Consider the following 11,933-nt stretch of genomic DNA (forward strand, 5'->3'; position numbering starts at 1 on the left):
CGAATCTCTGAATTCGAAGTGCAAGCTCGACTCGCCGAGATCGTTTCTGTTCTTGCACCCGAGCCACCGGGCACGCACAATTCAGGCTCACAATGGACTTCTAGGGCAGCAGTCAAGGTGACATGGCTTACGACCCGGAACAGCGGTTCCTGCAGCTAGTACCCGGCGGAAATGGGATCATTTACGGGATCCAGTCCGACGGTAACCTTTACTGGTATCGCCACAGGGGCTGGACCGACGGCACCGCCTCCTGGGCGAATTCCGGAACCGGCCGGCTCATCGGCGGCAAGTGGCAGCAGTTCCGTTACGTCCTGGCTGCCGCTGACGGGCAGATCTTCGCATGGCGCCCGGACGGTGATCTGATCTGGTATCGATACATTCTGAGCGACATCAACACCGGTGCCGGACGGTGGCACGGGGCAAGCGGCAGCCGGATCGGTACCGGATGGAACAAATTCCCACGTCTCCTGGGCGGGTGGAACAACGTCATCTACGGGGAGGATGGCGACGGAAACCTGTTCTGGTACCGGTACACCGGAAATGACGGCTCGTCCAGCTGGGCCTCGGGATCCGGCTCCAAGATCAGCTATGGGTGGAGCAAATTCGCCGCCCTCTTCGCCGACCCGAACGGAGTTATTTACGTACAGGGCGGAGGTGGCCCGCTCAGTTGGTATCGATACATCGGAACCAATGGGTCGTCGGAATGGGCGAACAGCGGGCGGCGCATCAACCTCGGCATCCTGGGCGGCACGCAAAAGCAGATCTTCTCCAACGGTTCCGGTACCGTTTACAGGATCAGACTCAGCACTGCCACCGTGCCGGGGTCCGACAACGAGCTCACGTGGAATCGCCTGCAGAACTCGGAAACCGTCAACACCAGCGGCGTCCACTGGTACAACGGCGGGACCACGGTCCAGGTGGGGCGTGGGTTCACTCTGCAGGCCTCGGCGGCGCTGCAGGGCTATCCGACCTCGCTGTCCGCTCAACAGGGTGACAGTCTCGGGATTCACGTCTCGTCGACCTTCTCGTCCTACACCTCGTCCACGGTGCGTCTCGCTCCGGCCACCGATGCCCCCGTTCAGGTCACGCCACCCGTCAGCCGGTCGGGGCAATTGCAGCTGGTGCAGGGCGGATACCGCAGTAATGGGTGCGGCTGGGACACATCCTTCTCGGTGGACACGGCAACGGACTGGCCCTCGGGCGTCTACGCCTCCCAATTGAAATCGCCGTGGGGCGGTCAACACAACGTCATGTTCGTGGTGAAGCCGTCCGTACCGCAGCAGCAGATCGCCGTCCTGCTGCCCACCAACACCTACAACGCCTACAACCTGTGGGGCGGGCACGACCAGTACACGCCCGGCCAGATCGGCGTGCAGCGCACCTTCACCCTGCAGCGTCCGAACATGGGCATCGACAAGGTGGAGACCTATGTGTCGGCCACCGGGTTTCTCGACCATCTGCTGTACAGCGATCTGTTGCTGCTCCGCTGGATAACCTCGGCAGGCGTCTCCTTCGACTGCTATACCGACAACGACCTGCACACGAATGGTGACACCTGGCTGCCGAACTATCGCGCGCTGGTGTTGCTGAGCCATCCGGAGTATTTCACGCAAACCGCTCGGGATAATGTGGTCGACTTCCAGAACGCAGGCGGTCGAATTATCAATACCGGGGGCAACGGAATCTTCGAAAGAGTGCAGTACACTCCGGACGGCACAGCAGTCATCTTTCGGCGATCCGACGGCGTACGAGATGTTTTCAAGGATTCGGGAGAATCTGAATCGCAAATTCTCGGAGTGGCACATTTCCCGCCGTCGAACTTCACCTTTGCCTCGTACCAGGTGCGCAATGATCACCCGTTCCTGGATGGCACCGGGCTCAGCGTGGGGAGCGTCTTCGGTACGTCCGGCTACAACGGACCGGCAAGCGGCTGGGAAATCGACCGGCGGATTGGTGCGGTGCCCGGCGCGGTACTCATCGCCGAGGGGCTCAATGTGGACGGTGGAGGGGAAATCCTCTACGTACCCAAACCCAATGACGGCTGGGTTTTCACAGCCAGCTCGATTTGTTTCAACGGCGCCCTGCCCAGAAGTCCCGAAATTCGCAGGATGCTGCTCAACGTTTTCACGGCAGCGGTGGCGTAGTCGGGTCGGGGGCGGAGTTCGTTCGCTCATGTCGAGGAGAGAATATGCAGGAGATCTCAAGGCGCACCGTACTGGTTGGTGCCGTGACCGCGACGGCTGCGCTGAGCCTTCCCCCTTCCGCCGCCGAGGCGAAGCCGAAGCCAATCGCGGAAGCGGCCGCGCTGGATCCCACTTCCTGCGCAATGCTGGGCAGCACGCAGGCCTGTGTCACGGCGCGATCAGCCATGGACGTGACATCCCTCCAATACACCCTCACCAATAGTGGCGAGGCCCCCGCGAGCTTCACCATCTCGTACGTGGATGTGGACGGTGGTCCCGAAGGGAACCCGCGCACGGTTTCGGTAGGCCCAGGGGAGACTGTCATCGACTATTTCTACGGTGAACTCCAGCACTGTTTCACCCTCCATATCTGCCCGGAGTCGGGCGGTGACTGCGTGGTCCTCGGACCCGTATGTGCCGAATACACATCCGGTTGGATGATGTACTGAAGTCAGGAACGTTGTCCTCACGGACAGAAAAGGATGGGCATGCGAAGAACCGCTGTACTCGCGTTCACCCTTCTCGTCACCGCGCTGGCTGCCCCGCCCGCCCATGCCGGCGAGACGGTCTGCAATCAGGACGGGGTGGCCAGCCTGTGCGCCACCGCGGAACCCGTCATGGATGTGACGGGCATCAATTACGACGTAGGGCAGCTGGACGGTCCGGGCAGCTATCAAATTCACTACGTGGATTTGAACAACGGCTTCACGTCCACTCCGCAGAACATCGGCCCGCTGTTCAACGGGCAACACCTGTTCGGCTCCATGTTCGGCGAACTGGAGCATTGCTTCCAGGTGATTCTGACCAGTGCCGCCGGCACCGACCTCCAGGTGGGACCTGTCTGCCCCTGACGAGTCGGCGATCCCCAACAGCATCTCGGAGGTTCGGATGTCCAACAGCAGCGGAACAAGACGCCTTTCCAGAGCCTTGAGCTGTGCTCTGGCGGCAGTGCTCCTCACCTTGACGGCTCCCGTGGGATCCGCCCACGCCGCCACCACCTGTACAACGCCGGCCGTGAGCAACTACCACGTGGACGGCAACGGCCAACTGCGACGCTGGAGCCACAGCGGCCCGCTGACCGGCAGCGCCACGTGGTACCAGTCGGTGATCGATCCGACGTGGGGCGGCATCACCACCTTCTCCGGTGGTGACGGAGTGCTCTTCACCATCTCAGGCTCAGGCGCTCTGCGGTGGTACAAGGACAACAACTACAACGGCACCGGAGGGCCCAGCTGGCACCCCAACAGCGGGGCCACGATCGGCGCCGGCTGGTCGGGGTTCAGCCGGGTCATGGGTGGCGGGGACGGCACGATCTATGCGGTCGCCCCGGACGGAAAACTGTACTGGTACCGCTACTTGGGCACGGCCGGCGAGGTCAACTGGGTGTCGTCCCAAGGCCGTCTGATCGGCACCGGTTGGGGCGGCTTCCAGCGCATCGCGCCCAGCGGGAAAGGCGTCCTGTACGGCGTCACTTCCGCCGGCGACCTGCGCTGGTATCGCCACCTGGACCCGCTCGGAGGCAATCCCACCTGGGCCAACGGCGGCAGTGGGACAACGGTCGGGACCGGATGGGCCGGGTTCACCAGGATCGCCTCCTTCGGTGCCGGCATTCTGCTCGCCCGGACCAGCACGGGCACACTCTTCTGGTACCGCCACCTCGACCCGCTGGGGGGCTCGTTCAACTGGGCCAACGACGGAGAGGGAACGTCCCAGGGCACCGGCTGGAACAACAGCCAGATCCTGGCCGACGTCACCGGTTGCAGAGAGACCTGAGTTCCAGGAGGGAAGCGTGGAGGGCGGGCCAGTCCGCTCGGCCCTCCACACCGACGAGAAACGGTCCACCGAGACAGCTCGGTGGACCGTTTTCCGTTGTCGGGCCGTCGGCGTCAGCCCCGTTCCGGAGCCGCGGCATCCGACGTTCCCCGGCGGCGGGGTACGCGCAGCCTGGCGCGCCAGCTCGGCGAGGATGTGGCGGCGCTCGGGGAGGCCGGGGTGCTCGGGGAGGCCGCGGAGGCCGAGGCCGGCGGGGTGGTCGCGGAAGCAGGGGCGGGCGGTGTGGTCGCGGAGGTAGGAGTGGGCGGCCGGAGGGCCGACTCCGCGACGGCCAGGGCCGCGAACTGGCGCAGTGGCGCGGCATCGGCTGGTTTGGGGCAGCCTTCCTCGCAGCGCTGGACGACCGCACGAAGGGCGTCCGCTTCCATGAGCCGTGTCAGCGGACCACCGGCATGGTCGAGCATCTTCCGGATCTCCGGAACACCGTCGCCGTCCCAGATGCGGGCCGCGGTGGAACGCGACGACGGGCCCGAGACGAAGGGCACATCGGCCCATTCCGGGACCAGCCGCTTCAGCAGGTCCATGTGAATGCGCCGGTCGTGGTGGTCCGTCGCCCTCATGGCGAAGGCGGCCTGCACGAACTCCCTTGTGGTGAAGGGCGTGATGAGCCCCACGCTGTAAGCGGACGTGCACCAGCGGCGCATGCGTTCCATCATGTAGGCGTAGTCGAGGATCTGGTAACCCTTGACGCCGAGAGCGGCGGCCTTTCTGGTGATGTGCGCGCCCAGTTCCCGTTGGCGTTCCCCGACCAGCGGGCTCTGCACCTCTGCGGGTACCTCTTTGGAGAGGCACTTGGTCACGAGGGGTTCCATCCGGGCGGCGGTCGGCGTGCCGTCCAGGGTCTTCGGGTACCAGTACGCGGTGGCGATCTCGCCCCCCGCCCCGCTGAACACGGGCTCACCCTGTTTCTTGGTCAACTGTGAGGGACGAGCACCGCGTTCGAGGTAGCTCGACGGGAACTGGTGGTCGTAGTAGCTCTGCAGCCGCAGCACCCGGTGCGGGAGGCTTTCGGTGTGCACGGTGCGTGATTCCGCGACCCGGACGAAGCGGTGCTCGACCTCGATGCCGCGGTGCTTCATCAGAAGGTCGGTGAGCGACCGCGCGACGTCCCCCTCGGTGGGGTGATCAATGTTGGTCGAGAACTTCGGCAGGACGCCGGCGGCGATCAGCGCGGCGGCGATCAGACGGGAGTCCTTGCCGCCGGACAGGCCGAGGGCCACCGGACCGTCCCGGAGCGCCGCGGCACTCGCGGCGACTCGTGTGAAACCGTCGGCAGCCTCGTCCAGCACCGCGTGTTCACCGCCCTGACGGCCGACGCCCTCGGCGACGAAGTCGTCGAGGCTGGTGCGCTGATGATGTGTCAGGTTCCATGTCCCGTTCGGCCGCTTCGCACCCGTCAGCCGTTCTCCGGGTGCGAGCAGGCGGACCCCGTGGACCGGCGACGAGGTCCCGCCGAAGTGACCGGAGGCCACGTAGTGCGACCAACCCGTCTCGTCCGGCCGTACGGGGTCTCCGAAGAACGCGGGAAGCAGCGTGGGCCGGTTGGAGAGGGCGACGACACCCTGCGAGGAGTACTCGAAGACCCGGGCCATGCCGAGCCAGTCCTGTTGCAGCGCGAACCGAGGTGACCTGCGGTCCAGAGCCAGCAGGGCGAACGGTGGCACGACCTCGGTATGGATCTCCTGCCCCTGGAGAAGCCGGCCTGCCATGGTGTGGGGGGTGGACCCGCCGGGAGCCCCGATCGGAACACCGAGCGAAACAGCTGCCGAATGTTCCGTCTCGTGGAACAGGGGCCAGCGCCACCCGTTGAGCTCGGCGTGAGCGAGATGGACACCCCATCCGTCGCCCTCCACCCGGTGGTGTGACCAGCCTTCAGGAATGAGCGGCGTCTGATACTCCTGGAGGCGACGCAACGCGGCCCGCTGCTCGCCGTCGCTCTGACACCGGTCCCGCGAGAACCAGGCAAAAAAGATCCACATCAGCGCGCTCTCATGGTCGCAATCCCTCAACTCACCGGCTCGACCGAGGCCCGCTGCAACAGAGGGGCCGAAAAGGGCCGACGAGCTCTTCAACAGGAGAACAGGAACCGGTCACACGGGTCACCGCATGCGGGGCCCCTTCACCCGGACGGCTTCGCCGAGCCACCCTCGGCGGACGCGCCCACGCACCCGGCCCGCGGCTCGGTCGTTCCACAGCACATGAAGCAGAACAGTGAGGTGCCGCCGGCGCCGGTCAGGGTCGCTCCCGGCGCACAGATCGACGAGACGGCCGTGCTGGGCCCCGGCACCGCGGTGTGGGAACTCGCCCAGATCCGGGAGAAGGCCGTGCTCGGCGAGGACTGCGTGGTGGGGCGGGGCTCCTACGTCGGACCCGGCGTGCACATCGGCGACCGGGTCAAGATTCAGAACCATGCCCTGGTCTACGAGCCCGCTGAGCTGGGCGACGGCGTCTTCGTCGGCCCCGCGGTCGTACTGACCAACGACCACAACCCGCGCTCGGTCGACCCCGAAGGGCAGCTCAAGCGGGGTGGCGACTGGCAGCCCGTGGGGGTCACGGTCGCCGAGGGCGCGTCGCTTGGCGCGCGCTCGGTGTGCGTGGCCCCCGTTCGGGTCGGCCGCTGGGCGATGGTCGCCGCCGGTGCCGTGGTCACCCGGGACGTACCGGACTTCGCGCTCGTCGCCGGCGTCCCGGCCCGCCCGATCGGCTGGGTGGGACGCGCGGGCGAGCGGTTGCGCGAACTCCCGGGCCCGGCCGGGATCTGGGAGTGCCCGCGCACCGGCGTTCTGCACGCCGAGAAGGACGGCGTCCTCACGGAGGTCCCACCGCCGCCCGCGCCCAGGCCGGCCGCCTGACACGACGGATCGCCCCTCCCCGTGACCGTGCTGCGGAGAGGGCATCAGGCCAGGTGGGCCGTCTGTGACGGCGAGCCCAGCACGATCACCTCGGCCCCGGCCCATCTGCCGGGGTCGGTGATCCGCCGTCCGTCGACCACGACCCGCACTCCGGGGACCTGATCGGTGCCGAGCTCCCGGTATTCCTCATGGTCGGCCTGGACGACGGTGGCGGTGACACGCTGACCGGTGTGCGGCGGCAGCCCGAGCGCCGTCAGCTCCTCGGCGGAGTACAGCGGATCGGACACGTACGGCTGCGCGCCGCGCGCCCGCAGCGCATCGACGACCGGGAACACCCCCGAGAACGCCGTCTCCTTGACGCCGCCTCGGTAGGCCGCACCGAGCACGAGCACTCCGGTGCCGGTCAGATCGCCGTACGCCTCCTCGAGGCGCCGCACCGCGTACTCGGGCATCGCGGCATTGGCCTCGCGGGCTGCCCGTACGACCGTCGCCTCCGGGTCGTTCCACAGGTACATCCGGGGATAGACGGGGATGCAGTGGCCGCCGACGGCGATGCCGGGCCGGTGAATGTGACTGAACGGCTGCGAGTTGCAGGCGTCGATCACCAGGTCCACATCGACGCCGATACCGTCCGCGAACCGTGCGAACTGGTTCGCGAGCCCGATGTTCACGTCCCGGTAGGTGGTTTCGGCGAGCTTGGCGAGCTCCGCCGCCTCCGCCGAGCCCAGGTCCCACACCCCGTTGGGCCGCGGCAGGTCCTCGCGTGTGTCGAAGTCGAGGACCGACTCGTAGAACTCCACGCCTCGACGGCCGGACGCCTTGTCGAAGCCGCCGACGAGCTTCGGATAGCGACGCAGATCCGCGAACACGCGTCCGGTCAGCACCCGTTCGGGGCTGAAGACCAGGGCGAAGTCCCGGCCCGCGGTCAGTCCGCTGCCCTGTTCCAGCATCGGCGCCCAGCGCCGGCGCGTCGTCCCCACCGGCAGCGTCGTCTCGTACGACACAAGCGTGCCGGGCCGCAGCCCGCGCGCCACGGCCCGTGTCGCCGCGTCCATCCAGCCGAAGTCGGGGACGCCCTCGGCGTCGACGTAGAGCGGGACGACGATCACCACCGCCTCGGCCTGCGCGACCGCTGCCGTGGTGTCGGTGGTGGCCCGCAGCCGCCCCTCGGCGACCGCCTTCTTCAACTTCTCGCCGAGGAGTGCCTCGCCAGGGAAGGGCTCCACCCCGTCATTGACGAGGCGTACGACGTGTTCGTCCACGTCCGCGCCCGTGACATGGTGGCCGCCGGCCGCGAACTGCACGGCCAGCGGCAGCCCGATCTTGCCGAGCGCCACGACACAGATCTGCATGGTTGTTCTCCTTCGAAGACGCTGCGATGTGCCGTGGTCACCGACTCATCGGAGGCGCCGTCATCTCGGTGTGGTTGGTACGGACACGCTGCGGAAACCGTGGCCTGTCAGGGACCAGCTCGCTGTAGACCTGATCCAGTACCTCGGCCTGCGCCTCCCAGGTCCAGGCGTCCAGCAGTCCCGGCTTGTCGTACGCGGCCCGGTAACGCGCGCTGTCGGCAAGCACCGCCCGTACGGCCCGTGCGTAGTCCTCGATGTCCTCGGCGCGGAAGACCTCGCCCTGGCCCGTCTCACGCACCGTGCGGGCCATGGTCTCCACATCGCTGACGACGACGGGCAGCCGGGCGTGCGAGTACTCGAAGAACTTGGTGATGAGGGCGAGCTCGTGGTTGGGCCAGTGATGGATCGGGATGGCCCCCACGTCCGCGGACGACAGGAAGTGCGGCACCTGCCAGTGCTCGACGTAACCCAGCACATGCAGCCGGTCTCCGGCGCCCAGCGCCGCGGCCCGGGCCAGCAGCTTCCGGATGGCTGCCGCCTCCGGATTGGGGACGACGAGCGCCGCATGGACCGAGGGCAGCCGGGGCAGGGCCTCGACCATGGTGGCCAGCCCGCGCTGCGGCGATGCGGCACCGCTGTACACGACCAGCGGTACGTCGGGATCGAGTTCGCACTGTTCGCGCAGCGACGGCAGCGGCTCGTCCGAGGTCTCCTGGGGCGGGCGCATACTGGGCGCGTTGAGCACCACGGTGGGCTTCCGTGCCAGTCGGTGTGTCCTCTGCAGCAGCTCGGCGAGGCTGTCGGAGACGGTGACGGCGGCATCGGCGCAGGGGACGTACTCGCGCTCGTGGTCGATATGCGCCGGTTTCCAGCGCTCGTTGTCGACCCACGGCTTGATCCCCGGCAGGAACTCGTGGGCGTCCCAGACGAGTTTCAGCGGGCGTCCCTTGGCGAGCGCACGTGTCTTGGCGCGTGCACCCACCCCGATGACACGGAAGTCATTCGCGTGGATCAGATCGGCCTTCAGTTTGTCGACCACTGGGCCGTAGGCGATTTCGAAATCCCAGAGCGCCGGCCAGAGCGTTCGCCAGCTGCGTCTGCCCCGGATCTTGCGGCACGCGGACGTCACCAGCCGGTCGAGGCGTGTGTCGCACCGCCGCCGGGAGCTGACCCGCTTGATGAGCTGCCGATGGCGGAAGGCCACCCAGCGGCTCATGCCTTTCGCCGCCACGCGTGGTGCGAGGAGCCCGATCCGACGCAGGCGGGCCCACAGTGCGCGGAAGCCGCCCTCCTGCTGAGCGAGTGTCAGGGAGGCACGCCTGATGCTGAGGTCGACGCGCCAGGCCTTCACCTTCTGCGCACGGTACGCGGCCTCCGGCCGCCCCAGCTGATACGCGAACGGGTACCGGATGCCGAAACCGCGCAGAGGATGACGGGTTCGGTCCAGCCGGGTCGGCACCGGGACGAGCATCGCCCGCGCCTGTCCGATACTCCACTTGTGGATCTTCCTGTCCGGTGACCGGCCGAGGAGCACGACGTCCCACCCGGCCTCGGCTGCCGAGTAGGCAGCCTTCTGCACGCGGGAGTCCCCCTTGATCCCGTTGCAGACGAGCATCACCACCTTTCCCCGTCGACTGGGCTCGTCGCCCGTCTGGTCGGGTCCCACAGATCGCCTCCCGTGAAGTCGGACCTCGCGTACCGGTACAACGAAATCCGCTCGACGCGGCTACGCGTGCGGTGGCTGAGGTACCCACATGGACTCTCAGTAAATACCAACAAACCATTGGAAATAGGTGTATAGGTAGTCGAACTATTCACCTTTGGGTGGGAAATTCACCCTCCCGCCCAACCCGCCACCCACCACGAATCGTTGGCCACCGAGGAGATCCGCCCACGACAAGGCCGGCGCCCAGCGAAGGACACGAAAGAGTGCGCGAACCCCTGACCAAGGACGTGGCCATCGTCACTCCCTGGTATCCGACCACCCAACAGCCTTTTGCCGGCTCCTTCGTCGAGGCCATGGTGGAGGCGACGGCTCCAGGCTGCGACCGCGTCAGCGTGTACCACTGCGACGGGTGGGGCTGGGGCAACCGCGATCAGGGGCGGCACGGCGAGATCATGCGAGCCCACCGGCGACTCCTGCCGCTGGCCGCGCGGCCCCGCCCCACGGTCGGTGGCGCCCAGGTGACCTATGTGCCCGCCGTGTACCGGCACAGGCGAGGCCCGCGCGACTGGGTTGAGCATGCCGTGGCCCACCGTGACTGCTTGAGGGCCGCCCTGGGCGGCCGACCGATCGACGCTCCGGTCGTCCACGCCCACGTCGGGCTGCGCGGCGGATGGGTCGCACTGGAGAACGCACGGGCCGACGCCAGGGTGTTCGTCACCGAGCACGCGACCTTCGTCGAGAAGGTGCTGGAAGACCCCCAGGGGCGCGAGCTGTACGGCGAAGTGCTCGAACGGTGCGCCGGGTTCTTCGCCGTCGGGGAGAAGGTGCGCCAACCCATCGCGGAGGCCTTCCCGCAGCATGCCGACCGCATCGGCATCATCCCCAACGCCATCGCGTTCGGCACTCCGCGCACCGAACCTGTCACGCGCCTGCACCGCTGGCTGTACGTCGGCCTTCTCATCGAACGCAAGGGCGTTGCGCTGCTGCTCGACGCCTTCGCCCGATGTCGTGCCGAGGAGCCCGAACTGACCCTCACCGTGGTCGGGGACGGTGTACTTCGCGACTCGCTGCAGAAACAGGCCGCGGAACTGGGAGTGAGCGATGCCGTCACCTTCACCGGAGCGGTGACGCCGGCCGAGACCCAACGGCTGATGCGCGAACACGACCTCTTGGTGCACCCCAGCCGCCTCGAGACCTTCGGCATGACCGTCGTCGAGGCGATCGCCGCGGGAATGCCCGTTCTGGTGACGCGCAGCGGAGGACCCCAAGAGGTACTGGCCGGGATCGAGGACGTCGCCGGGCAGCTCATCGACGTGAACGATGATCCCGAGACCATCGCCGAGGGGTACCGGCTCCTGAGCTCCCGCTTCCCCCACGCGCTGGACCTGCCGCACGCACGGCGCCATCTGGAGGAGCGCTGCGGGCATGACGCCGTGGCCCGAGTCCATCACGCCCTCTGGTTCCCCGACCGGCCCTCCGCCCTCCCGTCGCACACCACTCTTCCCCGTACGTGAGGTGACCGAGCCCATGCGAGTCGTCTTCCTGGCGTTGGACGCCACCCGCCGTCAGGCCGTCACCAGCGAGTCCGCCGAAGTCGTCGCCGGCGGCGGGCGAGCCGTCGTGCTCGTGGAGAACAGGAAGGCGTGGGAGGAGGAACCCTTCGCCCCGGGGGTGGAGGTCGTGGAACTGCGCCAGCTCGAACTCCGCCACCCGCCACGGCTGTTGGAGTGGCTGCTGCTCTTCAGGGGCCCCCGCGTCGTGGCCGCACTGCTCGGTCGTGGGCCCCTGCGTCCCTTCGTGCGCCGTGCCGAGCGCGCATACGAGCGCCGGGTCGCGCTCCCGCTGCATCGCAGGGTCTTCACCCCGGCCTACCGCAAGGTCTACGGCGACGTACGACAGCAGGTGATCGGATCACTGGTCCGGCGCCGTTCGCCCGAGGTGATTGTGCTGGCCGACTCGGCGGGGCTGCGGTACGCCCCCACTCTCCTCGACGGCGCATCCGTTCCCGCCCCCCGCATGGCCTACAGCCTCCGTCACAGCTGAGAGG

At 67.4% G+C, this 11,933-nt stretch carries 10 protein-coding genes; 7 read left to right on the forward strand and 3 right to left on the reverse strand.

Annotation, left to right across the window (positions count from 1 at the left end):
* The first annotated feature begins 122 nt into the window (after positions 1-122).
* The 4 genes from FE633_RS08830 (at position 123) to FE633_RS08845 (ending at position 3,956) form a co-directional block, all read left to right on the forward strand.
* Positions 123-2,144: a N,N-dimethylformamidase beta subunit family domain-containing protein gene (locus FE633_RS08830; RefSeq protein ID WP_138044549.1), complete on the forward strand. Its 2,022-nt coding sequence runs from the start codon at positions 123-125 to the stop codon at positions 2,142-2,144.
* A 44-nt stretch (positions 2,145-2,188) separates the two neighbouring features.
* Positions 2,189-2,632 carry a hypothetical protein gene (locus FE633_RS08835; protein ID WP_138044550.1) on the forward strand — a complete coding sequence of 148 codons (444 nt, stop codon included), beginning with the start codon at positions 2,189-2,191 and terminating at the stop codon, positions 2,630-2,632.
* Between the two features lie 39 nt (positions 2,633-2,671).
* Positions 2,672-3,034: a hypothetical protein gene (locus tag FE633_RS08840; protein ID WP_138044551.1), complete on the forward strand. Its 363-nt coding sequence runs from the start codon at positions 2,672-2,674 to the stop codon at positions 3,032-3,034.
* Positions 3,035-3,197: 163 nt separating this feature from the next.
* The gene (locus FE633_RS08845) at positions 3,198-3,956 is read left to right on the forward strand and encodes a tachylectin-related carbohydrate-binding protein (RefSeq protein ID WP_171059864.1); all 759 of its coding nucleotides are present in this window, start codon (positions 3,198-3,200) and stop codon (positions 3,954-3,956) included.
* A gap of 113 nt (positions 3,957-4,069) precedes the next feature.
* Here FE633_RS08845 and FE633_RS08850 read toward each other — a convergent pair whose 3' ends face one another.
* Positions 4,070-5,725 (reverse strand): asparagine synthase-related protein, encoded by a 1,656-nt coding sequence (locus FE633_RS08850; protein WP_171059865.1) that lies wholly within the window; start codon positions 5,723-5,725, stop codon positions 4,070-4,072.
* 489 nt (positions 5,726-6,214) lie between these two features.
* On the opposite strand from FE633_RS08850, the gene FE633_RS08855 reads away from it, so the two are divergent.
* Positions 6,215-6,868, forward strand: a complete 654-nt coding sequence (locus FE633_RS08855; protein ID WP_138044554.1) for an acyltransferase — start codon at positions 6,215-6,217, stop codon at positions 6,866-6,868.
* Positions 6,869-6,912: 44 nt separating this feature from the next.
* On the opposite strand, the gene FE633_RS08860 is transcribed toward FE633_RS08855, so the two are convergent.
* Complete coding sequence (locus FE633_RS08860; protein WP_138044555.1) at positions 6,913-8,220, reverse strand: nucleotide sugar dehydrogenase; 1,308 nt, start codon at positions 8,218-8,220, stop codon at positions 6,913-6,915.
* 37 nt (positions 8,221-8,257) lie between these two features.
* The gene (locus tag FE633_RS08865) at positions 8,258-9,886 is read right to left on the reverse strand and encodes a glycosyltransferase family 4 protein (RefSeq protein WP_246113515.1); all 1,629 of its coding nucleotides are present in this window, start codon (positions 9,884-9,886) and stop codon (positions 8,258-8,260) included.
* 263 nt (positions 9,887-10,149) lie between these two features.
* On the opposite strand from FE633_RS08865, the gene FE633_RS08870 reads away from it, so the two are divergent.
* Positions 10,150-11,400 (forward strand): glycosyltransferase, encoded by a 1,251-nt coding sequence (locus FE633_RS08870; protein WP_246113516.1) that lies wholly within the window; start codon positions 10,150-10,152, stop codon positions 11,398-11,400.
* Between the two features lie 13 nt (positions 11,401-11,413).
* Positions 11,414-11,929 carry a hypothetical protein gene (locus FE633_RS08875; RefSeq protein ID WP_138044556.1) on the forward strand — a complete coding sequence of 172 codons (516 nt, stop codon included), beginning with the start codon at positions 11,414-11,416 and terminating at the stop codon, positions 11,927-11,929.
* Positions 11,930-11,933: the final 4 nt, after the last annotated feature.

Origin of the sequence: Streptomyces montanus, assembly GCF_005786655.1 — a bacterium.
Taxonomy (GTDB): Bacteria; Actinomycetota; Actinomycetes; order Streptomycetales; family Streptomycetaceae; genus Streptomyces; species Streptomyces sporangiiformans.

What these genes read in the sequence shown, in the direction of transcription:
- FE633_RS08830 (WP_138044549.1), top strand. Translation starts at nt 123, where the DNA reads ATGGCTTACGACCCGGAACAGCGGTTCCTGCAGCTAGTACCCGGCGGA.
- FE633_RS08835 (WP_138044550.1), top strand. Translation starts at nt 2,189, where the DNA reads ATGCAGGAGATCTCAAGGCGCACCGTACTGGTTGGTGCCGTGACCGCG.
- FE633_RS08840 (WP_138044551.1), top strand. Translation starts at nt 2,672, where the DNA reads ATGCGAAGAACCGCTGTACTCGCGTTCACCCTTCTCGTCACCGCGCTG.
- FE633_RS08850 (WP_171059865.1), bottom strand. Translation starts at nt 5,725, where the DNA reads ATGGCAGGCCGGCTTCTCCAGGGGCAGGAGATCCATACCGAGGTCGTG.
- FE633_RS08855 (WP_138044554.1), top strand. Translation starts at nt 6,215, where the DNA reads ATGAAGCAGAACAGTGAGGTGCCGCCGGCGCCGGTCAGGGTCGCTCCC.
- FE633_RS08860 (WP_138044555.1), bottom strand. Translation starts at nt 8,220, where the DNA reads ATGCAGATCTGTGTCGTGGCGCTCGGCAAGATCGGGCTGCCGCTGGCC.
- FE633_RS08875 (WP_138044556.1), top strand. Translation starts at nt 11,414, where the DNA reads ATGCGAGTCGTCTTCCTGGCGTTGGACGCCACCCGCCGTCAGGCCGTC.